Origin of the sequence: Natronoglycomyces albus, assembly GCF_016925535.1 — a bacterium.
In the GTDB taxonomy this organism is placed as follows: domain Bacteria; phylum Actinomycetota; class Actinomycetes; order Mycobacteriales; family Micromonosporaceae; genus Natronoglycomyces; species Natronoglycomyces albus.
This window is the reverse complement of the sequence record NZ_CP070496.1, coordinates 620,677-646,122: the sequence shown is the minus strand read 5'-3', so window position 1 is coordinate 646,122 and position 25,446 is coordinate 620,677. Positions and strand designations below refer to the sequence as shown.

The following is a 25,446-nucleotide window of genomic DNA, read 5'->3' as shown; positions in this document are numbered from 1 at the left end:
ACTAGCGAATACCCAGATCAGCCGCCGCCAGCCAAGAACGAACCAGCGTCACTGATCACATTCAACAGCGGCCCCGGCACCAAGCCCAGCAGCAGCGTCGCCGCCGCCCCAACGCCCACCACAGTGCCCGTCATCGGGCTGGGCAGATTCACCGTCGGCGCATCATCGGCAGGCTCATTGAGCCACACCAACACAACCACCCGCAGATACGGGAAGGCCAGAATCGCGCTGGCGGCGATAGCCACCAACACCAGGCCCCATTCGCCCGCCGTCACACCCGCGCTAAACAGGCCGAACTTCGCAGTGAATCCGCTGGTCAGCGGAATGCCAGCTAGGGCCAGCATGAGGAAGGTGAAGACACCGGCGGCCAAAGGCGAATGCTTGCCCAGCCCCGCCCAACGCGACAGGTGCGTCGTCTCGCCATCGCGGTCGCGCACCAGGCTAACCAACCCAAACGCCGCCAAAACGGTGAAACCATAGGCCAGTAGGTAGAACATCGTCGCGCCAATGGCCCCGTCCAGGGCGATAACACCGATGAGAAGGAAACCGGCGTTGGCGATCGACGAATAGGCCAGCAGGCGCTTGATATTGGCTTGAGTGACGGCAAAGAGCGCGCCCCCAAGCATCGTCAGCACCGCGATACCGGTCAGCAGCGGCTTCCAGTCCCACGCGGTCGTATCGAACGCCATGTTGAACACCCGCAGCAAACCGCCGAAAGCGGCAACCTTGACGCACGCGGCCATCATGGCCGTAACCGGGGTCGGAGCCCCGGTGTAGACGTCGGGTGTCCACATGTGGAACGGGACGGCGGCAGCCTTGAACAGCAGGCCGACCGAAAGCAGACCGATACCGGCCAGCAGCAGCACCCGAGGAGCGGTCGAACCAACGGCCGCCTCCGAGATGCCCCAGAACGTCACCGTTCCAGCGAAACCATAGACCATCGCCATGCCGTAGACGAAGAACGCCGAGGCGAAGGCTCCCAAGAGGAAGTACTTCATGGCTGCCTCCTGGCTAAGCAGACGACGGCGACGAGCCAGACCACATAGCAGGTACAGCGGCAAGCTCATGACCTCTAGGGCCACGAACATCGTCAACAGGTCCCCGGCGACCACGAACATCATCATGCCGGCGATGGCGAACAGCGCCAGCGGGAAGATCTCAGTGGCAGCCGGTTCGTTGCGCTGTTCGAAGTCGGCGGGGCTGTCGGCCACCACGGCCGCCTCGGCCACAAAGTCGGACGTACCACCGGCCCGAGTCTCGGCCAAGAGCAGTATCGCCACCGCGCCGAGAACAACGATCGTGCCCATGAGGAACAGGCCCGGACCGTCGATGATGATCGACCCGAGGCTTTCCCCGTCGCGGGTGAACGCCGCAGTGGAGGTGCCAGCGTTGACCAGCACCGCGACCAGAGCGCCCAGGAGGGCCAACACCGCCAACGGCACCTGGGCGACATACCGCAGGTGACGGGGCAGTGTCGCTTCGAACAGCAGACCGAGGAAGGCCGCGCCGAACACGATGATGAGTGGCGACAGGGCCGCCCATTCAATGCCGGGCGCTATGAACTCAGCGCTCAGAAGCGTGTTTTCGCTATTCATCGGCTTCGTCTCCTGTGGCTACGTCGTCCGGGGTGGAATCGAGCTGGACGTACTGGAGGGTGTTCTCCACGGCTGGCTCAATCGCGTTGATCAGCGGCTGCGGATAGAACCCAAAGAAGATGATCGCGACCACCAGCGGTGTCACCAAAGCTTTTTCACGCACGGTGAGGTCGCGCTTCATAGCCTTCATCTGATCCAGTTTCGGGTTACGGTCGCCCTGCATCGTGCGCTGATACATCCACAGCACATAGGCGGCGGCCAGCACGATACCGAGCGTGGAGATCACCGCGACCGGCTGGTTGACACTGAACGTGCCCAGCAGGACGAGGAACTCCGAGACGAACGGGGCCGTACCCGGCAGGGCCAGAGAGGCCATGCCCGCCAGCAAGAACACGCCCGCCAAGAGCGGCAGGGTCTTGGCCGCGCCGCCATAGTCGGCGATCAGGGACGAACCACGCCGCGCCGCCAACATGCCCACGACGATGAACAACAAGCCGGTGGCCAGGCCGTGGTTGACCATGTAGAGCACCGCGCCTGTGGCCGAGGCTTGGGTAAAGGCGAAGATACCGACACCGATAAACCCAAAGTGGGCAATCGAGGTGTAGGCGACCAGGCGTTTCAAGTCGGTCTGGCCGATGGCCACCAAAGCGGCGTAGAGGATACCGATCACCGCCATGCCAATGGCCCACGGCGCGAAGGTCTGCGCCGCGTCGGGGAACATCGGCAGCGCGTAGCGCATGATCGCAAAGGTACCGATCTTGTCCATGACGCCCACCAGCAAAGCCGCCACCGCCGCCGGGGCGGCACCACCGGCGTCCGGCAGCCACGTGTGGAACGGGAAGAACGGAGCCTTGATGGCAAAGGCCAAGAAGAAGCCTAGGAACAGCCAGTTTTGAAGAGCTCCGGCCTCCAGCGCCAGGGCCGGGTCCGCGCCATCGGCTCCCACCAAGGTCGCCCAGTCGAAGACGCCGCCCGAGGCCACCCACACTCCGATGACCGCGACGAGCATGACCAGCCCGCCCAGCAACGAATACAGGAAGAACTTCACGGCCGCGTACTGGCGACGAGGCCCACTGCCATAGGAACCGATAAGGAAATACATCGGCACGAGCATGGCTTCGAAGAAAATGTAGAACAACAGCACGTTGCCAGCCAGGAACGTCGCCAGCATCGTGCCCTGCAAGGCCAAGATGAGCGCGAAGAACGCCGGAACTGAGCGGTGCAGACTGTTGAGGTCACGCCACGCGGCCAAAATCGCAATCGGCGTCAGCAGGGCGGTCAACAGCACCAAGACCAAGGCGATGCCGTCGATGCCCCACGTGAGCGAGAGATCCCAGGCGGGAATCCACGGGTAGGACTCCACCTGCTGCAACCAGGGAGCGTCCGAGCCGTAGTCGAAGGTGAGGGCCGCGCCGGCGGCGAAGATGGCCACGAGGACCGACACGCCAAGCGCGATCGCCTTAGCCTGGAACGGCTTGGCGCGCGGCACACAGGCGACCAGGATCGCCCCAAGCAGGGGCGTGATCACCAGGGCCGAGAGGAAGGGGAAATCGTTCATCCCACAAACACCACCAGCAGGGCCGCCACGACGAGCACGGCACCGAAGAGAATGGACAGGGCGTAACTTCTGACATAGCCGGTCTGGAGTCGCAGCAGCCGCCGCGAGGAGCCACCGATGGTGGCGGCCAGACTATTGACTATGCCGTCCACGCCCCGGTTGTCGATCCACACCGAGGCATTGGTGAGGAAGCGTCCGGGGGTTTCGAGGACCAGTTCGTTGGCGCGGTCTCCGTACAGGCTGGACCGGGCAGCGCGCACGATGGCGGTACGCGCGGGTTGCTGCACTTTTTCACCGCCGGAGCGGAACAGCCACCAAGCCAGAGCCGCGCCGAGAACGACCGCCGACAATGTCAGGATCATGACCTCGGTGTGGCCAAGGTGGCCATAGGCCAGCGTCGTCTCTCCAAAGACCGGGCTAAGCCACTCGGGCACGCCAGCGGCCAGCAGGAACCCGGCTCCAACCGAACCCAACGCCAGGAATACCAGCGGAACCACCATCACCGGTGGGGACTCGTGCGGGTGGTGATCCGGGTCGGTCCAACGCTTAGGTCCGTGGAAGGTGAGGACGAACAGGCGCGTCATGTAGAAGGCCGTGATCGCCGCTCCCAGTAGGGCCGAGCCTCCGAAGACCCAGCCCTGCCAGCCCTCGCGGGCGAAAGCGGCCAGGATGATCGGGTCCTTGGTGAAGAATCCGGAGAACGGCCACATGCCGATGATGGCGATCCACCCGGCCGCGAAAGTGGCGTAAGTCCAGGGCATCTTCTTCCATAGCCCACCGAAGCGGCGGATGTCGGTTTGGTCGTTCATGCCGTGCATGACCGAACCGGCCCCGAGGAAGAGCCCGGCCTTGAAGAAGCCGTGTGCCAGCAAGTGAATGATGCCCAGCGCCAAGGCCGCGCCGCCCAGCCCCACGGCCAGGAACATGTAACCGATCTGGGAGACCGTCGACCAGGCCAGGATGCGCTTGATGTCGTCCTGGGCGCAACCGACGATACAACCGAACAGGAGCGTGATCGCACCAATGGCAACGACCGTGGTCTGCACGGTGGAGTTGAGCTCGAAGATGATGTGCGAGCGGGCGATCAGGTACACACCGGCGGTGACCATGGTGGCGGCGTGGATGAGCGCGGAGACCGGGGTGGGGCCTTCCATCGCATCGGGCAACCAGGTCTGGAGCGGGAACTGACCGGACTTTCCGACCGCGGCCAGCAACAACAGCAACCCCAGCGCCAGGGTGACCCCGGAGGTGAGTTGGCCGTCGATTCCGGCGTTAAAAACCGCGTCGAAGTCAACGGAGCCGACCGCGCCGATCATGGTGAACAGTGCCAGAACGAATCCGACGTCGGCCACCCGGTTGGTCAGGAACGCCTTCTTACCGGCCGTTGCCGCCGAGGGCTTCATCTGCCAAAAGGAGATGAGCAGGTACGAGGCGAGACCGACGCCCTCCCAGCCAACGAACATCATGAAGTAGTTGCCGCCCAAGACCAACAGCAGCATCGCGGCCACGAAGAGGTTGAAGTAACCGAAGAATCGGCGACGCCCCTCGTCGTGCTCCATGTATCCGACCGCGTACAGGTGAATGAGCGAGCCAACACCGGTGATGAGCAGAACGAACACCGCCGAGAGCGGGTCGAACAGCAAAGCGGCGTCGATGGTGAGGTCTCCGACCGACAGGAACTGGAAAAGTTCCTGATAGGCGGTCTTATCGGTCAGGCCGCGCAGGGAGAAGAACATCCACAGGCCCAACCCGAAGGATGAGGCCACTGTCGCGACGCCGACCCAATGTCCCCATTTGTCGGCGCGTCGACCTGCCAAGAGCAGGAAGAGCGCGCCCAGGGCGGGGAGGGCAATGAGCAGCCACAGGTAGCTGAACGCTCCGGTGGCGGAAGCGTATTCTATTTCGTCCACTTCGTCCTCGCTAGCACTTCAGCAGGTTGGCGTCGTCGACCGAAGCCGATCGGCGGGAACGGTAGATGGCCATGACGATGGCCAGCCCCACCACCACTTCGGCTGCCGCGACCACCATGACGAAGAAGGCCATGACTTGGCCGTCTACCGAACCGTTGGTGCGGGCGAAGGTGACGAGGGTGAGGTTGCCGGCGTTGAGCATCAGCTCCACGCACATGAACACCACGATGGCGTTGCGGCGCACGAGAACGCCGACAGCGCCGATGCAGAAAAGGGCAGCGGCCAAGATGAGGTAGTACTCGGGGTTCATCGCCTACTCGCCCTTCTCCGTGTTTTTGGGTTCGGCTTCCGCGTCCGACAATTCCCGTACCGGGACATAGGCCGACAGCGAATCGGGGGCGATCTCGCGGTCAGGCAACAGGGCCGGGGTGGCGGTGGAGTCGGAGGTGGCGAACACGCCAGGGCCGGGCATGGGCCCGGGGTAGTTACCGGGACCGAAGCGACGGCGGCTGGTCTCCTTTTGGCCCCGAGCCGCGCCCTTGCGTTCGGCGTGGGCGAACATAAGCGCACCAATCGCGGCCACAGTAAGCAATGCCGCAGTGGCTTCAAAGGCGAACACGTAGGTGCCAAACAGGGTGTCGGCGATCGCCTTGACGTTCGAACCTTCGATGGTCGCGCCTTCCAGGCCCGTCACATAGAGGCCGGAGACGGCGTGAGCCAAACCGGAGGAGATGAGCGCGGCCAAACCAATGCCGAGGACGACGCCCCAGAACCGTTGGCCGCGCAAAGTCTCGAACATCGAGTCCTTGCTTTCTCGTCCGAACAACATGATGACGAACAAGAACAGCATCATGATCGCGCCGGTGTAGACCAAGATCTGCACGAAACCGATAAACGGCCCGGCCTGCATGATGTAGAAGACACCGAGGGTGAGCATGGTGCACGCCAGCAGAAGTGCCGCGTGGATGGCGCTGCGCGCCAACACCAGCCCGATCGCCCCGCCAAGGGCGATGGGGGCCAGAATCCAAAAGACGATTTCTTCGCCGGTCACTGACCTGCTCCCTTCTCAGGAGCGGCGCGGTCTAGACCCAATCGGCGTTCGGTATCGGAGTACTCGCCTCCGACGGCGTCACCGGGGGCATTCACGCCGCGCTCATAGTAGTCGTCGGTCGCGCCCGCTTTGGACTTGTGCGGGGCGGGCTGCATGCCTTCGCGCAGCGGGGCCAGGAGGTCCTCTTTGGTGAAGATCAGATCGCGCCGATTGTCGGCGGCCAACTCGTACTCGTTGCTCATGGTGAGCGACCGGGTCGGGCAGGCCTCGATGCACAGTCCGCAGAAAATGCAGCGAGCGTAGTTGATCTGGTAGTTCTTGGCGTACCTCTCACCGGGCGAGTAGCGCTCGGAGTCGGTGTTGTCCGCCCCTTCGACATAGATCGCGTCGGCCGGGCAGGCCCAGGCGCACAGTTCGCAACCGATGCACTTCTCCAAGCCATCGGGGTAGCGGTTGAGAATGTGGCGGCCGTGATAGCGAGGCGCAGGTGGCGGTACTTCTTCGGGGTATTTCTCCGTCACCATCTTCTTGAACATGTGCGAGAAGGTGACTCCGAAGCCGCGTAGCGTGCCAAACATCTACTCCTCCTTTCCCTGGTTGTTAGCGGTCGCGGAATCATCGTCCTCGGCCTCGGGCAGTTGGGCCGGTTCCTTGGTCGAGACCTGGGCGAGTGCGCGCGGGTTGGGCGGAACCTCGAGGTCCATCGGCGGAACCGGGTAGCCGCCGAGCCCGGCATCGGGCTGGGTGGGCGGCTCATAGGGATCACGCGATGGCCAGAAGACGAAGACTGCCATGACGATGACGATCGCGCCGCCGACGAGCGCAATCCGGGTAGAGGTGTCGGGCGAACCCATTCCGATGTTGAGAGCGGCAAGCACCATGACCCAGACGAGGCTGACCGGGACGAGGATCTTCCAACCCAGGCGCATGAACTGGTCGTAGCGCAGGCGAGGCAGGGTTCCACGCAGCCACACGAACACGAACAGCAGCAGCAGGACCTTGCCGAAGAACCAAATGAGCGGGAACCAACCCTCGTTGGCCGCAGGCCACCAGTTCTCGGGGAACGGCGCGCGCCATCCGCCTAGGAACAACGTGACGGCCAAGGCCGACATGGTGACCATGTTGACGTATTCGGCCAGGAAGAACGACGCGTACTTCAATGTCGAGTACTCGGTGGCGAAGCCCGAGACCAGCTCCGATTCGGCCTCTGGCAGGTCGAACGGGGCCCGGTTGGTCTCGCCGACCATGGCGATGAGGAAGATGACGAAGCTGGGAGCCAGTGCCAGGAAGTACCAGCCGGGCACCGAAAATTCGATGTCTGTGCCGGGGATGATCATCTGAGTTCCGCCCGCTTGGGCTTCGACGATTCCGGAGGTCGACATGAGTTTCGACTGAAGGAACACCGCCAGTACCGCCAGACCCAAGGCGATCTCGTAGGAGACCACTTGGGCGGCGGCGCGGAGGCTGCCCAACAGCGAGTAGGTCGACCCGGAGGCCCAGCCCGCTAGCACGATGCCGTAGACACCGACCGCCGAGCAGGCCAGCACCAGCAGCACCGAGACTTCAAAGTCAGTCATCTGCAACGGAGTGAGGTGGCCCAGGATGGTGACCTCGGGTCCCATGGGGATCACCGCGAAGGCGGTGAAGGCGCAGGTGACCGCGATGACCGGCGCTGCCAGGAAGATGACCCTGTCGGCGGTGCGGGGGGTGATGTCTTCCTTGAAAGCCAGCTTCAGGCCGTCTGCCAAGGACTGGAGCAAGCCGAAGGGCCCGTTACGGTTGGGCCCAGGGCGCACCTGCATTTTCGCCACGACCCGGCGCTCGAACCAAATGGTGAAGAGCACCAAGAGGGTGAGGACCATGAAGGTCGCGAGCCCTTTGAGGGCGATGAGCCAAAAGGGGTCGTTTCCGAACAGGGCTAGATAGTCGTTCACTTGCAAGCCTCCGCTCCAGCAGCGCTGACGGTGGACCCGCCCTGGCAGCAGCCGCCGCCTCGGGAGGGTGAGGAGAATGCCTTGACGGAGACGACATCACCGGCTTGTACGCCCAGATTGCGGTATATGCCGCGTCCGGGGGCGTTAGTGGGAAGCCAGACGACGCCCTCGGGCATATCGGTGATCTCCAACGGCAAGGTAATGCCACCCTTGGCCGAGCTGACCGCCACTCCCCCACCGTTTTCGGCCCCGATGGCATCCGCGGTGGCTTGGCAGAGCCGAACGACGGGGCTGGGCGCACAGCCTGCCAAGTGGTCGTTGTTGTCTTGCAACGAGCCGCCGTCGAGCAGCTGCCGCCAGGTGGCGAGAACTGCTTGGCCTGCGGCGGGTTCGCCCGGCTTCGCGGCCGCGTTCTCCGGTGCGGGCGCGCGGGTGATCGGGTCAGGCAAGCTGGCGATCTCGGCGCGAGTGGAGCGCGCTTCGTCGAGGTTGAGCTTGGCGCCCAGCCCCTCGGCCAGAAGGTGCAACACCCGGTGGTCGCTAAGCAGGTCAGACTTGATGACCCGGTCGAACAGGCGCAGGCGACCTTCCCAGTTGAAGTAGGAGCCGGACTTGTTGACGTCGGGGGCAACCGGTAGGACCACATCGGCCATCTTGGTGACCGAGGAGTGGCGGATCTCCAACGAGACGACAAACCTGGCCGCGTACAGGCTGGCTTCGGCCTCTGGCGCGTCGGCGAAGTCGTAGGGGTCAACGCCGCCCACGAGAAGTCCACCCAGCTCGCCGTCGGCGGCTGCCTTGAGGATCTGCCAGGCCGGACGTCCGGTGGCTTCCGGCAGCTGGTCGACGTCCCAGTGTTGCGCCAGTTGGGCGCGGTCTTCGGGAGACTCGGCCAGTCCCCCGCCGGGCAGGAGGCCCGGCAGGCATCCGGCTTCCACCGCACCACGGTCACCAGCGCGACGCGGTACCCAGGCGAGCCGGGCTCCGGTGTCGGCGGCGAGCTTAACGGCGGCGGAGAACGCTCCGCTCTGGTTGGCAAGGCGCTCACCCACCAGCAGTACCGCGCCCTTGCTCTTGAGCGCTTCGGTGAGCACTCCTGAGGAAAGGTAGGCCGCTTCGCCTCCGGGGACGACGTCGTGCAGCTTCGCCGCGAGCTTCTTGGTACCCGCCGAGGCGAAGGGGGCGACGACGTGGGCTTGTTGTCCGTGGTTGCGCACGGCTTTGTGCATGCGCAGGAACAGGATGGGGCATTCCTCTTCGACTTCGAGGCCGACGGTGACAACTGCCGGTGCCTTCTCGATGTCGTCGTAGGTCAGTCCACCCGAGGCCGGGTAGACGCCAGCGACGGCGTGGGCGAGAAACTCCGCCTCCTCCGAGGAGTGAGGGCGGGAGCGGAAGTCGATGTCGTTGGTGCCCAAGGCGACGCGGGCGAACTTCGAGTACGCGTAAGCGTCTTCGACGGTGAGGCGGCCGCCGGGGAGGACTCCAACTCCGCCTGCGGCTTTCGCCTCGCGGAGCCCAGCGACGGCTTTGCGTAGGGCCTCGGGCCAGGATGCTTCATGCAGTCGTCCGTCCTCTCCTCGCACCAGCGGGGTGAGGATACGGTCGGCGGCGTCGACATACTGGTTGCCCCAGCGGCCCTTGTCGCAGTTCCACTCTTCGTTGACGGCCGGGTCGTCCCCGGCCAGGCGGCGCATGACCTTACCGCGTCGGTGGTCGGAACGCTGCGCGCATCCGGCCGAGCAGTGTTCGCAGATCGACTCAGAGGACACCAGGTCAAAGGGGCGGGCCCGGAAGCGGTACTGACTTCCTGTGAGCGCGCCGACCGGGCAGATTTGCACGGTGTTGCCCGAGAAGTAGGACTCGAAGGGTTCGTCTTCGTAGATGCCGACCTGTTCGAGGGCCGAACGCTCCATCAGTTCGATGAAGGGGTCTCCGGCGATTTCGTTAGAGAACCTGGTGCAGCGGGCGCATAGAACGCAACGTTCGCGATCCAGAAGCACTTGGCTGGAAATGGGGAGGGCTTTGCGGTAGGTCCGCTTGTCCTCTGGCTTCATCCGAGTTTCAGTGCGCCCGGTGGACATGGCCTGGTTCTGCAGAGGACACTCGCCGCCCTTGTCGCAGGTGGGGCAGTCCAGCGGGTGGTTGATGAGCAGGAACTCCATGATGCCCTCTTGGGCCTTGGCGGCGACCTCAGAGGTTTCCTGCGTGCGCACGACCATGCCGTCGGTGCATTCGGCGGTGCAGGAGGCCAGCGGCTTGCGCTGTCCTTCCACATCAACTAGGCACTGGCGGCACGCTCCGGCGGGGGCTAGGAGCGGGTGGTCGCAGAAGCGCGGGATTTCGATCCCGAGTTGTTCAGCGGCCCGGATCACCAGTGTTCCCTTGGGGACGGTGATCTCGAAGCCGTCAATGGTGAGGGTGACGGTGGTTGGCTGACTCATCAGTGGGCTCCTACCAGTTCGTCTGGGTGGAACAGGGGCGGACGGTGGCCCTCGATGTAGTCGAGGTAGTCCTGCCGGAAGTACTTCAGCGAGGAGGTCACACATGAGGTGGCTCCGTCGCCCAGCCCGCAGAAGGAGCGTCCCAGCAGGTTGGCGCACGCGTCGGTCAGCGTGCGAAGGTCCTCTTCGGTACCGCGACCGCTGAGGATGCGCTCATAGACGTGCACCATCCAGTAGTTGCCCTCGCGGCACGGAGTGCACTTGCCGCAGGACTCGTGGTGGTAGAACTTGATCCACCGGTAGCTGGCGTAAACCGGACAGTCCTGGTTGGAGTAGATCATCAAGGCGGTGGTTCCGAGCATGGAACCTTCCTTGGCGACCGAGTCAAAGTCCAACGGGACGTCTATGTGGTCGGCGGTGAGCATCGGCGTTGAGGACCCGCCTGGGGTCCAGAACTTGATCTCGTGGCCCTCTTGCATGCCACCGGCTAGCTCAATGAGTTCGCGCAGAGTGGTTCCCATGCCGCACTCGTATTGTCCGGGTCGGTTGACGCGGCCGGAGAGCGAGTAGATCATCGTGCCCGCGGAGTTGTCCGAACCGAGGTCCTTCCACCATTGGGCTCCGCCGAGGATGATGTGGGGAACCGCGGCGATGGTGCCGACATTGTTGATGCAGCTGGGCTGCTGATATAGGCCGTGGGTCGCGGGGAACGGCGGGCGTAGTCGCGGTTGACCCCGGTAGCCTTCCAGGGAGTCCAACAGGGCGGTTTCTTCGCCGCAGATGTAGGCCCCAGCCCCAGCGTGGACGACGATGTCGAGGTCAAAGCCCGAGCCGAGAATGTTACGGCCCAGGTAGCCGGCCGCCTTGGCTTCCTTGACCGCGTGGCGCAGTTTCCGGATGGCGTGGACGGCTTCACCGCGGACATAGATATAGGCGTTGTTGGCTCTAATCGCGTAGGAGGAGATGATGACGCCCTCGATCACCGAGTGCGGGTCGTTCATCATCAGCGGCAGGTCCTTGCAGGTGCCTGGCTCGCCCTCGTCGGCGTTGATGACCATGTAGTGGGGCTTGCCGTCATTTTGCGGCACGAAGCCCCACTTCATGCCTACGGGGAATCCCGCGCCGCCGCGTCCACGGTGGCCGGAGTCCTTCATGAAGGCGATGATTTCGTCGGGAGTGTGGCGCAGGGCCTTGCGCAGGGCGGCGTAGCCGTCAAGCTGCTCGTAGACGTCGAGCTTCCAGGCGTTGGGCGACATCCAGCGCTTGGTGACGACCGGCGTGATCTTTTCGATCAGTTCGGCGCGCGGCGCGGAAGTGGACTGACTCACTGAGCCTCCTCCTTTGACACCAGAGGCGTGTCGGGGTCGAACTGGGGGGCGGTGACGCCGTGCTCGGCGGCCAATTGGAGGCCGACCAAGGTGGAATCTCCCGCGCCGGTTCCGGCGTTGCCTTCGTCGCGCTCATCGCCGTAGCCGGCCAGCTGTACCGAAATCTGCTTGAGCGTGCATAGCGGCGCGCCCCGGCTGGGGACGGGGATTTTGCCTTCTTGCAGCTGGTTGACGACCTCTAGGGCTTGTTCTTCGTCCATGTTGTCGAAGAACTCGTAGTTGACCGTCATGACTGGGCCATAGTCGCAGGCGGCGAGGCATTCGGCGTGTTCGAGCGTGATCTTGCCGTCGGCGGTGGTCTCGTCGTGACCAACCTTGAGGTGGTCCGACAGCCGGTCGTAGATCTTCTGTCCACCCAGGGCGTCGCACATGGTGTTGGTGCATACGCTCACCAGCCAGTCGCCGGTCGGGTTGCGCTTGTACATCGTGTAGAAGGTCGACACGGCCTGTACTTGGGCCTTGGTGATGCCGAGTTTCTCCGCGCAGAAGGCTGTGCCTTCGGGCGTGATGTAGCCGTCCACCGACTGCACGAGGTGCAGCAGGGGCAACAGCGCCGAGCGCTCACGGCCCTCGGGGTATTGCGCCTTGATTTCCTCAGCCGATGCGTGAATCTCTTCGGAGTAGGCCATTAGCGGTCACAACCTCCCATAACGGGGTCGAGGGACGCGCCCCCGGCGATAACGTCACTCAACATGCCGCCTTCGGCCAGCGCGGGAACGCACTGCAAGTTGATGAAACTGGGTTCACGCATGTGCATCCGGTAGGGGCGGGTTCCTCCGTCGGAGACCATGTGGACTCCCAGTTCTCCGCGCGGGGCTTCGATGGGCACATAGACCTGTCCGGGGGGGACGCGGAAGCCTTCGGTCACCAGTTTGAAGTGGTGGATGAGAGCTTCCATGGACTGGCTCATGATGTGGCGGACGTGGTTGAGGCTGTTGCCTAGGCCGTCGCCACCCAGGGATAGCTGTGCGGGCCAGGCGATCTTCTTGTCTTCGACCATGACCGGTCCGGGCTGGAGCCGGTCGAGGGCCTGTTCGATGATGCGCAGACTCTGGCGGATTTCTTCGATGCGCACCAGGTAGCGGCCCCACGCGTCGGCGCCATTGTGTGTGGCGACTTCGAAGTCGTAGTTCTCGTATCCGCAGTAGGGCATGGTTTTGCGCAGGTCCCAGGGGAGCCCGGCGGAGCGCAGAACGGGGCCGGTGACTCCCAGGGAGAGGCAGCCGGACACATCGAGGTAGGCGACGCCTTGGGTGCGTTCCTTCCAGATGATGTTGTCGTTGAGCAGGTTCTCGTAGTCGTCCAGGCCTTTAGGCATGTAGGCGAGGAAGTCGCGGATGAGTTTCTCGGCTCCGGCGGGCAGGTCCTGGGCCAGTCCGCCGGGGCGGACGTAGGCCATGTTCATGCGCAGGCCGCAGACGGCTTCGAAGATGTCGAGGATGTGCTCGCGGTCACGGAAGCCGTAGATCATCATCGACAGGGCGCCCAGTTCCATACCCGTGGTCGCCAGGCACACGAGGTGGCTGGCGATGCGGTTGAGCTCCATCATGAGGACGCGGATGGTGGTGGCACGCTCGGGCACCTCCACACCGAGCAGTTTCTCCACGCCCAGGCAGTAGGCGGTCTCGTTGAACAGCGGGGCGAGGTAGTCGGCGCGGGTGACGAAGGTGCTGCCTTGCGTCCAGGTGCGATATTCGACGTTTTTCTCGATGCCGGTGTGCAGGTAGCCGACGACGGGGCGCAGGGAGCGCACGGTCTCGCCTTCGAGCTCGCACACGAGTCGCAGCACGCCGTGGGTCGAGGGGTGCTGGGGTCCCATGTTGACCACGAGGCGGTCGTCGTTGACCGGGTCGACTTGGCTGACCAGTTCGTCCCAGTCGCCTCCGGTGACGGTGAAGACGCGGCCTTCGGTGGTGGCGCGCTCGGGCGCGTAGGCGTCGTCGGCTTCGTTGGAACCCGCGGCGAAGGCGTCCGGTGTGTTGGTGGTGTCGCTCATGACTGACCCTCCTTGACGGTGGTGGAGGTGGGGACTGGGTGGTTACTCATAGGAGCGCCGTTCGTCTGGCGGGGGAATCGAGGCGCCCTTGTATTCGACACTGATGCCGCCCAGCGGGTAATCCTTGCGCTGCGGGTAGCCCTCCCAGTCGTCGGGCATGAGGATGCGGGTCAGCGCGGGGTGTCCGTCGAAGATAACGCCGAACATGTCGTAGGTTTCGCGCTCTTGCCAGTCGGCGGTGGGGTACACCTGCGTCACGGAGGCCACGTGTGGGTCTTCGACGCTGACGGCGGTTTCGAGGCGGATGCGCCGGCGGTACGTCATCGAGGTGAGGTGGTAGACCACGTGCAGGCGCTTTTCGCGACCTTCGTAGTCGACTCCGGAGACCGAGTTGCAGAACTCGAACTTGAGCGCCTCGTCGTCGCGTAGCGTCTGGCAGATATGCGCGACCTGGTCGGGGTCGACATGGATGGTGAGTTCGTCTCGGTCGACGACGATTCCGCGAATCGATTCCTCGCCTAGGAGGTCTTTGAACGTGTCGACGACTTCGTCAAAGTAGGAACCGTATGGGGGTTCGGTGGAGACGATCTCGTCGGTGACGGGGTCGGGGCGTACGAGTCCACCGAAGCCGGAGGTGTCACCGGAGCCGGAGACTCCGAAGAGGCCCTTCTTGTCGTCGCTCACTTCTGCTCCTCCTGTACTCGGTCCATGAACCGGCGGATGCGCAGTTGTTCGGCCGATCCGTCCTTGGCCGCCTCAGTCCATTCCTTGCGTAGCTGCTTGTTGAAGCGGTACGAGGAAGGCATGGAACCGTAGGGCACCTCGGGGGGTGTTTCTTGGGCCTGTTCTTGGCGACGCTTCTCGCCGAGGGGCTCGTGCTGGATCTTCTCGTGCAGTTTGAGGATCGCGTCGAGCAGCATCTCGGGGCGGGGCGGGCAGCCGGGCAGGTACATGTCGACGGGCACGACGTGGTCGACGCCCTGCACGATGGCGTAGTTGTTGAACATGCCGCCGGAGGTGGCGCACACGCCCATGGACAGAACCCACTTCGGGGCGGCCATCTGGTCGTAGATCTGGCGCAGAACCGGGGCCATCTTTTGACTCACTCGGCCAGCGACGATCATGAGGTCAGCTTGGCGGGGGGAGGCGCGAAAGACCTCCATTCCGAAGCGGCCAGTGTCGTAGCGGGCCGCGCCGGTGGCCATCATTTCGATGGCGCAGCAGGCTAGGCCGAACGTCGCCGGCCATAGGGAGGCCTTGCGGGTCCAGTTCACCAACGACTCCACCGAGGTGAGGAGAACCCCGGACGGAAGTTTCTCTTCAATACCCATTAATTCCAGTCCAATCCACCGCGTCGCCATTCGTAGGCGAAGGTGATGAAGAGCGTGCCGACGAACAGAACCATCGCCCACAGGCCGAACAGTCCTAGTACGTCGTGGTACACCGCCCACGGTACGAGGAACATGATCTCGATGTCGAAGACGATGAACAGCATCGCGGTCAGGTAAAACTTGATGGGGAAACGCGTGCCACCTGCGACGGCCGGGGCGGGCTCGATGCCGCATTCGTAGGGCTCGTATTTGGCGCGGTTGGGCCGACGTGGGCCCGCCAAAGTGGCACCCAGCATCGACACAATCGCAAAGCCCAGGCCTACTGCGAACATCACTACTACTGGTACGTAGAGCTCCATGGCAATGCTCCTCCTCCCTTCACAACTGCCCGATGGGTGACCAGGTCACACTTTGGGGGTTACTCGTTGCAGTCCATTGATAATGCGGTCCATGGCGTCGCCTCCCCGAGCGTCGGTGAGGTTGGCCAAGAGTTTGAGTACGAAGCGCATCAGCGTGCGTGACTTCATGCCCTGTTCGGTGCACAGGCGCATGACTTCGGGGTGGCCGATGAGCTTCACGAATATCCCACCCATGCGGTAGTAGCCGCCAAGATGGTCAGAGATCTGATCTGGGTAGGTCCGCAAGGCGGCCTCGCGGCGGGGGGAGCTGTTGGCTGCCAAGGCTTTCGCGGCCACTTCGGCCGCGATGTCGCCCGATTCCATCGCGTAGGCGATGCCTTCCCCGTTGAAGGGGTTGACCATGCCGCCGGAGTCGCCGATGAGCATCATGCCGCGCGAATAGTGCGGGACCCGGTTAAAGCCCATGGGCAAGGCGGCTCCGCGAATGGGGCCGTCGGCGTTGGACTCGTCTCGCAGGCCCCATTCCTCTGGGGTGGCGGCCAGCCAGTCCAGTAGCAGCTGGCGGTAGTTCACCTGCTGGTAGGACGCCGAGGAGTTCAACACTCCCAGTCCGGCGTTGATGCGGCCGTCGCCGAGGCCGAAGATCCAGCCGTAACCGGGCTGGAGTGTGTCGGGGTCGGAGGCGGACCGCAGTTCGAGCCAGGATTCGAGATAGTCGTCGTCGTGTTTGGCGTCGCAGTAGTAGTAGCGGCGTACGGCCACGCCCATGGGGCGGTCGTCGCGGCGGTTGAGACCTAGTGCCAACGCCATCCGACCCGAGACACCGTCAGCGGCGATGACCAGTGGGGCTCGGTAGGTGACGGGTTCTTTGTCTGGCCCGAGAAGAGCTTGGACGCCATTGACGCGCCCGGCCAGGTCGAAGGTCGGGGCGGTGACTTGAGTGGCTGTTTGGAGCCGCGCTCCAGCTTCGACGGCACGTTGGGCGAGCAGGTCGTCGAAGTCGAGTCGGGTTCGGCTCAGCCCATAGGCCGGGTAGGCGTCTAGGGTCGGCCAGTCCAACTCGAGCGTGATGTCGCGGGTGACGACCCGCAGGCCCTTGTTGCGGGTCCAGCCATTGCCTTCGGAGGTGTCGATGCCCATTTTGAGCAGGGCGGCCACCGAACGCGGAGTGAGTCCGTCACCGCACACCTTCTCGCGGGGAAACTGGGTCTTTTCCAGCAAAAGCACGTCGAGACCGCGTTGGGCAAGGTAATATGCCGCTGCGGAACCGCCGGGTCCTGCGCCGACGACAATGACGTCAGCGGCTGGGGCTACGTGAGTGTTCACGTGGGTCCTCTCAGGCTTTGGGCGGTGGTGTGGGCGACCTGCGGGGCTTGTGAAGATCTTCACAAGCGTTCTTGAGTGCAGTGTAAGACCACACCAATCCACCACTGTTACTTAGGTCAACCTAACTTTTCATGTTTTCGGGAGCACACTTGGAGACCACTGGTCACGGCACCCAGGCCGCCCAGAGGGAGTCGTTCCCGCAATTGCCACGAGCACAAGCATGCGTCCTCACCTCGAAAAACGCCCACATCTAAGGCGGGTTGAGAGCTCGAGTGGTACCCGTTGGAACCATCCGAGGCGCCCAATAGCCTGCGAGGGGTGCCTCGCGCCCACGGTGAGCCAGAGGTGTGTGTAAGGCGAGGCCAGAGGGGTCCACGTCACGGGCAGGGTTACTCGCCTCCTGCCGCGCGGGTTGAACATTGGCCGCAAGGGGCTGCTTGAGTATCAAACATGAGCGCCAGCAATGAGCCGAGGGCCTGAGGCGGTATTGAATGCGCAACCGTGATGCACGGAACACCATGAGCGACCGGCAACGCTGTTAATCACCGGCCGTCACCGCAGCACAAGAACGAGTTATCCACAGGCGGCGGATCTATCGTTGACGCCCACAAACGATTCCTGAGATCATGAAATTGGGGGTCCCCAGGTGAAAAAAATTCACATTCGGATTCCGTGCGTGTCGCAACTCTCACCGCGCACTAGCTGCGTAAACACCGACCCACCCCGGCCACGCCAGCGGTAGGCCATCGACTATCCACCAGCGCACATGCCCTGGTCCGTGCGGGACAGGCAGCACCTTGCAGCACACGATCTCGATGGATCGGTGCCATGCAGCATTCGCGCCCTATCTGGTGCCCCTACTTGTATCCCCGGTGCAAGGCCACAGCCCCACCTGAGAGATTGCGCCACGCCACTTGCTTGAAACCGGCCCGCACGATCTGGTCGGCAAAGTCAGCCGCCTCCGGCCACTCGTCAATCGTCTCTGACAAGTACGTATAAGCCTCTTTATCGGAGCCGACCGCCCCCGCCACCCGCGGCAGAAAATGTTTCACAAACAGGCCGTGCGCGAAACGGAACGGCTGCCAGGTCGGGTGTGTGATCTCGCACAACACCAAACGGCCACCCGGCTTCAACACCCGCCGCGCCTCCACCAGGCAAGCATCGACATCGGAAACATTGCGAATGAAGAACGATCCCGTAACCGCGTCGAAAGTACCGTCCCCGAAAGGGAGATTCAATGCGTTCGCCGCCACCAGATTCACGTCCCGGTCGCCGTGCTCCGCCATCATCCCCAGCGACATGTCGACGCCGACGACATCGGCTCCCGACTTCGCCAGCTCGGCAGTCGACACTCCCGTACCCGCCCCCAGGTCTAGGCAGCGCTGCCCCGGCCCCAGCTCAAGCGCGGCCCGCGTAGCGCGCCGCCAACCACGGTCCTGACCTGCCACCATCACCGTGTTCGTGCGGTCATAACCGGCGGCAACTCGATCAAACATGGCGGCGACTTGACGCGGCTCCTTGACAGTGGCATCCGGAGCTTCGGGATTGTGCTCTTGGCTCATACAGACAGCTTGTCACAAAAGACGGAAAGAAATCCGCCGGAGCCCATCAGTGTGGACTCCGGCGGACCAAGGGGTTCGCCAGGCAACAACGCTCAAGACCGGGAACTGGTATCGGCCAGCTCCGGGTGTGTCGGTCCCGTGTCGCCAACTTTGAAGCTTGTGAACCTCTATCTCAGGTTTCGGCCCCAGCGACGGTGGCTCCATATATATAGAGTGCTTCCAGACCGCTCATCGGTTGTATGAATTGGCAGACCGCCATGAACTCGAATACTCGGCATGCGCACCCGCAACAAGCGTGAACGAAATCCCACTCGATGTCCATCTCTGTGATGGAACCGTTATCGACAGTGATTTCCACTGGGATCACCGCGCGGTGGGTTTTGAGTCTGGCACACCAGCCCGGCACGCGCCCCGCAGCGCGACCACAGTCCTCGATGTGGGACAGCCACCCTCGCGACATCTCAACCAAAGCTAATCAGATTCACATCATATGCGCAGCGCTTCTGCAATGAAGCCCTCGAAGAGGATCGCAAAAGGCGACCCCTGTTTGCCCCTGGCAGAAAACAACGGGACGCGCCCACACAGTGGGCGCGTCCCGTCTCCTCCAGGGGGAATGGAGAGCTACTCCTCCAATTTAGCTCTCCATGAATAAAGCCTTTGTCATTGCGAGGCGACCTCGCTGTCCTCTTCGGACTTCCTGCCACGAGCCAGGAACATCAGGGCCAACCCCGCTGCCAGCAGAGCTACCGCACCTGCGGCGAAGGCCGCCAGGCTGGTTCCTGTGACCGGCAGTCGACCATCGCCACCCTTACCGGGCTCGCTGGTGGGAACATCGCCAGTCTGAGTGGGCTGAGTCGTCGGGCCACCCGAGGTCGGGTCGTCCGTGGGAGTCTCGGTGGGAGTCTCGGTCGGGTCGTCCGTGGGAGTCTCGGTCGGGTCGTCCGTGGGAGTCTCGGTGGGGTCGTCCGTGGGAGTCTCGGTGGGGTCGTCCGTGGGAGTCTCGGTGGGGTCAATCTTTCGCTCCGACGACACTGACATAACGATGAATCGGTTAGACATATCTACGATCTCAGGTTCAACCTCTCCATCGTGAAGGCTGAAAATCTCGACTTCGACTTCTTCCTCATCATCATCCGGATCATCAGAGTAGTCCGGAACTTCGACCTCAACCTGCAGAGCATTCAATGCGACCGCATGCCCGTCGATAAACCCAAAGTAACCATCAACCTGGGACTCCTCCGAAATAGACAGAGTCCCGATGTCATGCCCAACGCGAGTACCAGACTCCGTTGCCCCTGGTACTACCAGGTCAGGAAACTCACAAGTTACAGTCGTGGCGAACCTATAGGAGACAGACGTGCAGCCAGGAGCCGGGTCAACCGAAATGGGGCTTGGGAACTTCAAAATCAAGCCAAGTCCCTCGGCGTCAACGTCACCTTGGTTGTAAAAGCCCAGCTGTCGCGCACCGAAAGCAACCGACTCACCGGCGGGAATGTGAATTTGTTCCACGCTCCACACGGTCAGGTCAACTCCAGTGAAGTAGTTAGGCACGACCCAGAACTGTTGAACCGCATACCGATTGTCAAACGGAGTGTCCGAGGTAACACGCAAGGTAGCGGGCGTGCCTATCGCACTTTCCAAGGCATACAACGAAATCGAATCAAAGTGCCGGGTTTCCCCGCCCTCGACATCTCCAACGTCGCACACGGCTTTCGAAGCGCCATCAAGCACCTCACACGGCTGCTCTGCGTTAGGAATATACAGAAAGGTGACGTCAACATCGGGATTCTCAAGTTCGATCACGAACTGGACATTCTCGGCAGTAATGCTGGATTCATTCGTCACCGACATCCGAATACGCTTGCCGGGGTACACAGAGTCCATGACGGCGTTGGGCTGGGCAACCCGCAGGAGCGGCTCGCCTACCTCGCTGGCCGCAGCCGACGCCATTGCGACCGCCGCGAATCCGGCGGTGACAGCAACAGTCGTCGAAATGGCCACGCCACGGCGAGCAGTGCGAGTCAAGGACATGGGGGGATCTCCGGGGTATTTCGGGAAGGGCAAGCAGTCACCGCAGGTGCCGCGACTGTGTCGTAAGTATGTACTGCTTGAGAGCGAAGCCACAAGTGCCGATACAGAACCGTTACCGGGCAGGTCAAAAGCCCCGCATCATCATCGCGTTTGTCTACTATAGATTATTACCGACCTAGCTGACCTGCTCATGCTTGATCAAGCGGCCAGCGACAACGGTCGCCGAGCAACGCCCGGCCGCATCCGAAACAAGGGCAGAATACGCATTTGACGATCCCTGGACATCAAAAACTGCCAGATCGGCCCTAGCGCCCTCAACCAAACGGCCGATATCGCTGCGGCCCATCGCGTCGGCCCCACCCTCAGTAGCAGCCCGCACTAGCCACTCGTCCAAGCCTGCACCAGTGTCACCCTGGGACAACGCCAGTCGCTTCAGTGGCATCCACTCCCCGGCGACATCGAGGTCGGGGGCCGAAGCACGCGAATCGGTACCGATGGCGACCTTGTTTCCAGCGGCCCTGTAAGCGGCTACCGGAGCCTCTCCCGCACCCAGACGTTTGTTCGAACGGGCGCACAAAGCAACCGCTGTTTCGTTCTTCAAAAGGATCTTGCGGTCGTCCTCATCGACATGAACTCCATGAGCCACGTGCGAATCAGAGCCCAGGAGGCGAGACTTCTCCATCTGCACCGTCGGCGAATGACCTTCGCCGCCATTGGCCGCGATCTCAAACTCCGCGCCCATGCGTCGCGCCATGAAGGCGAATGGACCCGCCCCATGACGCACATAGAGATCCTCGTGCTCAGTTTCAGCCAAATGCGGGTGCAGCCGGATCTCAAACGTGCGCGCCAGCTCGGCCAGAGACTTAGCCACCCCGGTACCAATCGTGTACAACGTGTGCGGGCTGATGCCCACGTCCATTGCGGAGTTGTTCGTCGCCCGGGATTCGGTCAGAACGTCGCGCCAGGTGTTACGCTGCTGTTCCCATCCGTTGTTGTCAATGAGACACGCCTCCCAATACGCAACCCCCGCCAGCTCGGAACTCAGCACTGTGGACAAGGCGGGTGCGGGCGAGACCACGTCCGCCACCGCGGTAACGCCGTGGCGCAAGCTTTCATCGATTCCCGCCTGGACCGAAGCGCGCCACTCCTCGTCCGACAAGGTCGGGTTGCGGCGAGCGAATTCCTGAATCCACTCGAAAAATTCCTTCTCGTTGGTGTACATATCCGAGAAGGACGAGTAGCAAAGATGAGTGTGGGCATTGACCAACCCCGGCATCATGACACCGGTGAACTCGGTGACGTCATCGCATTCGGGAGCCTGGTCCGCCGGGCCGACATAGACGATCTTTCCCTCATCAACGGCAACGGCGCCGTTGGCGATGACATCAGAGGCAATGGGCACCACCGTGGGGGCCTTAAAAATGTGCATGAGGTGAGCTTAACGCGCCCGCCTGTCACATTTTGGTGCCCGGGCTGCCGTAAACCAGCCAGAGCGTTGACTCCTCCCCGCAGGGCGCGGAGTCAACGCTCCTGACGAATCAGGCCCGTTCGTAACCAGGGTTAATGACATCCTTGATGAGAGCGTTGCGCTCATCGTGATGCAGGAACGAGGCTGCGGCGGCGTTCAAGGTCATCGCATGGACATCCCCAACACCCCATCCGAAGGCCTCAGACATGAGCGCGAATTCCTTCGACACACTCGTCGAACTCATCAAGCGGTTGTCCGTGTTAATCGTGATGCGGAATCCCAGCTCGTAGAGCTTGCCGGCAGGGTGAGTGGCAATGGAATCAGCGGCGCCCGTTTGCAGGTTCGAGGAGGGGCACGTCTCCAAAGCAACCCCGAAGTCGCGTACATACTGCGCGAATGTGGAGAGCTGGTCGCCCTTGATGTCATCAATAAGGCGGACTCCATGGCCGAGGCGATTGGCCCCACAGAACTGCAGCGCGTCCCACATTGACTCGACGCCCACAGCCTCACCCGCGTGGATGGTGAAGGGCAGGTTCTCCTTCTTCAAATATTCGAATGTGGCCTTGTGCTTAGAAGCGGGGAAACCGATCTCCGGGCCAGCGATGTCAAACCCGACCACGCCCTTGTCCCGGTAACGCACGGCGAGCTTGGCCAACTCCATAGAACGGTCGGCCTGGCGCATGGCGTCGATGAGCACCCCGATGCGAATCGTCTGCCCCTGCTGAGCCGCGAGCTTCGTACCGTGCTCGAAGCCCTCCTGCACCGTCTCGACGACTTCTTCCAACGACAAGCCCTTGGTCTGATGCTGCTCAGGTGCGTACCGCACCTCGGCGTAGACAACACCGTCAGCGGCAAGATCCTGGGCACATTCGGAAGCGACTCGGTGGAGGCCCTCCGGGTTCTGCATAACGGCGGTGGTCTCCGAGAACGTCATGAGGTAACGCTCCAAGGAGCCCGAATCGGCGGACTCGGCGAACCAGCGGCCGAGCGACTTGGCGTCAGACTCGGGCAACTGGTGGCCGATCGCCTCGGCCAACTCAATGATGGTTTGCGGTCGCAGACCGCCATCAAGGTGGTCATGCAGGAGAACTTTGGGCAGCTTGCGGACGTCTGCTTGCGAAAGGGAATTGCTCATCCGGCCATCCTACTGACCGAGCGTGGATGAACCCGGCAATGGAGTGAAACTATTCGGCCGGGCACAGTGAGGCTCACAGTTGGATTTGATCCCAGCGGGGGGCGTTAGTGGGCGAGAAGACGAGGGCCCACTCAAGCGCCCACCGACGGTGCCAAATGAGGTTGGCGTCGAGACCATGTGGTGGAGCCATACCTGATTGGTGCGCCTGCTCACACATCCAGTCCAGGCAGTAATAGAGGTCCAGCATCTCCGCGATCTCGCCGGGGTCCCGCTGAGCGGGCAGGCGGCGGCCTCGCCAATCGGCCAGCGACTCCGGAGCCCGCAAGTCCGGAAGCAAATCGGGGAGGTCCTCACTGCATGGCGTGGTCGGGTCGAGGTGATGAGCAAGTCCGAGAATCCAGGCGAGGGCGAAGAGGCTCTCCAGCTGATCGGCGTAAAGAATTCGGTCGCCCCGGCCGCACGCGATGAAACCCCATTCGCCGGGAGTGAGCTCATCGAGCACATGCGCGTCAAGGAGCCACCTCATGGCCATGTCTTCAGGCATGTCGAATACGCGAGCCTGGACGACGTTCAAGATCGCCGCCCGCGCCTCGATGTCGGAACGCGACCTCAGCCGAGGGCGGTCATTGGGCGAAAACGCGAGGGGAAAACGATCTGGAAGGCCTCCCAGCCCGAGCCGATCCAAGCCTGCGAACGTACGGTGACGGATGTGACGCGGATCAGTAATCAATGGGGCCATTGACGATCGTCCTCACTGAATTAATGGTGGGGCAGTAATACAGGGGGCAAGGAGCTTTACCGACTGTAGCGTGGAACACAGAACGAGGTCAATGCTGGGTACAGCCGCATGTCAACCCCGTGAACCTTGTTGTGCCCATGAGATAACCGAGCGTGAGCGGTGCATGATGTTCAGGTTTTTTCGTTAGTATCTAAGGCGTGGGATCATGCGCACACGCGGCCACGCAGAGTGGCTCCCACCTCGACAGTCAACATTTGGACGGCCGCTCACACCAATGGGGAAGAGTAACGATGAAGCCTCACAGCCCTCGACCCCACGTCCTGATATCCGCCGCCGTATCCCTCGATGGCTACCTCGATGATGATTCCACCGAGCGTCTCCTACTGTCCAATCAGGCCGACTTCGATCGCGTCGATCACTTGCGGTCTACAGTAGACGCCATCTTGGTTGGCGCGGGAACAATCCGGGCAGACAACCCCACGCTAGAAGTCCGTTCACAGGAACGCCGGCGAGACCGGAAGTCGGCTGGCAAAGGCCCCACGCCAACGAAGGTCACCATCACCTCAACCGGGAACCTCGACCCTCAAGCAAAGTTCTTCACAGGAAGGGCCGAGAAGCTTGTCTACACCACGGATTCCGCACTCGCCTCCACCAGGGATCGCCTCGCCGAGGTGGCGACAGTGGTCCCGACTGGGCCCAGCATCGACCTCGGCTACATCCTCGCCGATATGCGAAGCCGCAACTACGAACAGCTCATGGTCGAAGGGGGCGCGACAGTGCTCTCACAGTTCATGTCACAAGGGCTAGTCGATCAACTACACCTGGCGATCGCACCATTCATCCTGGGAGGACCAGAACGAACCCGCTTCATCCAACCGGGCACCTACCCCTTCGGCCCCAGGAACCCGCTGCGCCTACGCAATGTCGAGCAGCTAGGCGAAATGGCCGTACTGCACTACCAACACTGAGCAAGGCTCACTCAATAAACCCTGCCTCGCCACAACAACACGAGCCGATGGACAGCGAGCCACCACACACTTTCAGTGATGTAACAAGCACTTTGGGTAAACGTTCTGGTTCGTCTAGAATCCGTGGCTCACAGCTGTACCTAGAACCAGTTTGCTAGGTCAACAAGATTGGCGGTGACTTGGTAATCTCGTATTTGGAGGAACCCCATACACTACCAGACATGCCGCCCAGGGAGAGACTATGAGCTCAGGAGACCGCGTATTTGACCCTGATGAGGTCGCGCTATTTAGAACTACTATTGAGATGCAACTTGAGTACCTTGAGGAAGACATCATCATCCACCTCAAGGAGGGTGGGACGCTCAGTTATGCCCCCGCCTTCGGTCTTGCCGACGAGGCTGGGCGCGCCGGAGATTACTCTGAATCCTTCACGAACATTTGGCAAGACCTCCAGAACTATAAGGCAACCCTCAAGGGTCTGATCAAAACGCTGGATCAGACTCTCGAGGGCGAGCAGTTCTCGGAGGAAGAAAATGTGCGCGACCTGAAGATTCTGGATCTGGATGGGAACAGCGCTGGCCCGGGCGGAACCAACTGGGACGGGCCCCTCCCACAGCAGTGACCCCAAGCATATGAATCTCAAACAGACGT

General features: G+C 62.4%; 21 protein-coding genes and 1 pseudogene. 2 read left to right on the top strand and 20 right to left on the bottom strand.

The features are described 5' to 3' along the window. Positions 1-17 precede the first annotated feature (17 nt). The 20 genes and pseudogenes from nuoN to JQS30_RS02620 all read right to left on the bottom strand — a co-directional run bounded on the left by nuoN (position 18) and on the right by JQS30_RS02620 (position 23,827). Entirely contained in the window at positions 18-1,595 is a 1,578-nt protein-coding gene (nuoN, locus tag JQS30_RS02715; protein WP_213171867.1) for an NADH-quinone oxidoreductase subunit NuoN, read from the bottom strand. Then, positions 1,588-3,153, bottom strand: coding sequence for an NADH-quinone oxidoreductase subunit M (locus tag JQS30_RS02710; protein WP_213171866.1), 1,566 nt, complete (start codon positions 3,151-3,153; stop codon positions 1,588-1,590). Before JQS30_RS02710 ends, nuoN begins: the two co-directional genes overlap by 8 nt. Continuing rightward, complete coding sequence (nuoL, locus tag JQS30_RS02705; RefSeq protein WP_213171865.1) at positions 3,150-5,063, bottom strand: NADH-quinone oxidoreductase subunit L; 1,914 nt, start codon at positions 5,061-5,063, stop codon at positions 3,150-3,152. Before nuoL ends, JQS30_RS02710 begins: the two co-directional genes overlap by 4 nt. 10 nt (positions 5,064-5,073) lie before the next feature. Then, the gene (gene nuoK, locus JQS30_RS02700) at positions 5,074-5,373 is read right to left on the bottom strand and encodes an NADH-quinone oxidoreductase subunit NuoK (RefSeq protein WP_213171864.1); all 300 of its coding nucleotides are present in this window, start codon (positions 5,371-5,373) and stop codon (positions 5,074-5,076) included. A gap of 3 nt (positions 5,374-5,376) precedes the next feature. Then, on the bottom strand, positions 5,377-6,114 hold the full coding sequence (locus JQS30_RS02695; protein ID WP_213171863.1) for an NADH-quinone oxidoreductase subunit J: 738 nt from the start codon (positions 6,112-6,114) through the stop codon (positions 5,377-5,379). Beyond that, the gene (gene nuoI / locus JQS30_RS02690; RefSeq protein ID WP_213171862.1) at positions 6,111-6,692 is read right to left on the bottom strand and encodes an NADH-quinone oxidoreductase subunit NuoI; all 582 of its coding nucleotides are present in this window, start codon (positions 6,690-6,692) and stop codon (positions 6,111-6,113) included. The genes JQS30_RS02695 and nuoI overlap by 4 nt, the downstream gene beginning before the upstream one ends. Beyond that, positions 6,693-8,048, bottom strand: a complete 1,356-nt coding sequence (gene nuoH / locus JQS30_RS02685; protein WP_246498022.1) for an NADH-quinone oxidoreductase subunit NuoH — start codon at positions 8,046-8,048, stop codon at positions 6,693-6,695. Beyond that, positions 8,045-10,492: an NADH-quinone oxidoreductase subunit G gene (locus JQS30_RS02680; RefSeq protein WP_213171860.1), complete on the bottom strand. Its 2,448-nt coding sequence runs from the start codon at positions 10,490-10,492 to the stop codon at positions 8,045-8,047. The genes nuoH and JQS30_RS02680 overlap by 4 nt, the downstream gene beginning before the upstream one ends. Beyond that, positions 10,492-11,748, bottom strand: a complete 1,257-nt coding sequence (nuoF, locus tag JQS30_RS02675; RefSeq protein WP_213172933.1) for an NADH-quinone oxidoreductase subunit NuoF — start codon at positions 11,746-11,748, stop codon at positions 10,492-10,494. Before nuoF ends, JQS30_RS02680 begins: the two co-directional genes overlap by 1 nt. Before the next feature lie 74 nt (positions 11,749-11,822). After that, a pseudogene (nuoE, locus tag JQS30_RS02670) lies at positions 11,823-12,509 on the bottom strand (NADH-quinone oxidoreductase subunit NuoE); the annotation flags it as partial. Next, the gene (locus tag JQS30_RS02665; protein ID WP_213171858.1) at positions 12,509-13,876 is read right to left on the bottom strand and encodes an NADH-quinone oxidoreductase subunit D; all 1,368 of its coding nucleotides are present in this window, start codon (positions 13,874-13,876) and stop codon (positions 12,509-12,511) included. The pseudogene nuoE and the gene JQS30_RS02665, both read right to left, overlap by 1 nt. A gap of 42 nt (positions 13,877-13,918) precedes the next feature. Beyond that, the gene (locus JQS30_RS02660; protein ID WP_425498848.1) at positions 13,919-14,617 is read right to left on the bottom strand and encodes an NADH-quinone oxidoreductase subunit C; all 699 of its coding nucleotides are present in this window, start codon (positions 14,615-14,617) and stop codon (positions 13,919-13,921) included. Beyond that, entirely contained in the window at positions 14,557-15,207 is a 651-nt protein-coding gene (locus tag JQS30_RS02655; RefSeq protein ID WP_213171856.1) for a NuoB/complex I 20 kDa subunit family protein, read from the bottom strand. The genes JQS30_RS02660 and JQS30_RS02655 overlap by 61 nt, the downstream gene beginning before the upstream one ends. After that, positions 15,207-15,566: an NADH-quinone oxidoreductase subunit A gene (locus JQS30_RS02650; RefSeq protein WP_213171855.1), complete on the bottom strand. Its 360-nt coding sequence runs from the start codon at positions 15,564-15,566 to the stop codon at positions 15,207-15,209. The genes JQS30_RS02655 and JQS30_RS02650 overlap by 1 nt, the downstream gene beginning before the upstream one ends. Before the next feature lie 45 nt (positions 15,567-15,611). Then, entirely contained in the window at positions 15,612-16,892 is a 1,281-nt protein-coding gene (locus tag JQS30_RS02645; protein ID WP_246498020.1) for a geranylgeranyl reductase family protein, read from the bottom strand. Positions 16,893-17,749: 857 nt separating this feature from the next. Then, entirely contained in the window at positions 17,750-18,454 is a 705-nt protein-coding gene (locus JQS30_RS02640; protein WP_213171854.1) for a class I SAM-dependent methyltransferase, read from the bottom strand. Positions 18,455-19,114: 660 nt separating this feature from the next. Then, the gene (locus JQS30_RS02635; protein ID WP_213171853.1) at positions 19,115-20,485 is read right to left on the bottom strand and encodes a hypothetical protein; all 1,371 of its coding nucleotides are present in this window, start codon (positions 20,483-20,485) and stop codon (positions 19,115-19,117) included. A gap of 175 nt (positions 20,486-20,660) precedes the next feature. Beyond that, a complete protein-coding gene (locus tag JQS30_RS02630) occupies positions 20,661-21,914 on the bottom strand; it encodes an amidohydrolase family protein (RefSeq protein ID WP_213171852.1) in 1,254 nt (417 codons plus the stop codon). 109 nt (positions 21,915-22,023) lie between these two features. Beyond that, on the bottom strand, positions 22,024-23,088 hold the full coding sequence (locus JQS30_RS02625) for an adenosine deaminase (RefSeq protein WP_213171851.1): 1,065 nt from the start codon (positions 23,086-23,088) through the stop codon (positions 22,024-22,026). A gap of 73 nt (positions 23,089-23,161) precedes the next feature. Next, the gene (locus JQS30_RS02620) at positions 23,162-23,827 is read right to left on the bottom strand and encodes a DUF4272 domain-containing protein (RefSeq protein ID WP_213171850.1); all 666 of its coding nucleotides are present in this window, start codon (positions 23,825-23,827) and stop codon (positions 23,162-23,164) included. A gap of 290 nt (positions 23,828-24,117) precedes the next feature. Here JQS30_RS02620 and JQS30_RS02615 point away from each other — a divergent pair, with 290 nt between their 5' ends. Both JQS30_RS02615 and JQS30_RS02610 read left to right on the top strand, forming a co-directional pair. Then, positions 24,118-24,795, top strand: coding sequence for a RibD family protein (locus tag JQS30_RS02615; RefSeq protein WP_213171849.1), 678 nt, complete (start codon positions 24,118-24,120; stop codon positions 24,793-24,795). Positions 24,796-25,036: 241 nt separating this feature from the next. Then, a complete protein-coding gene (locus JQS30_RS02610) occupies positions 25,037-25,417 on the top strand; it encodes a hypothetical protein (RefSeq protein WP_213171848.1) in 381 nt (126 codons plus the stop codon). Positions 25,418-25,446: the final 29 nt, after the last annotated feature.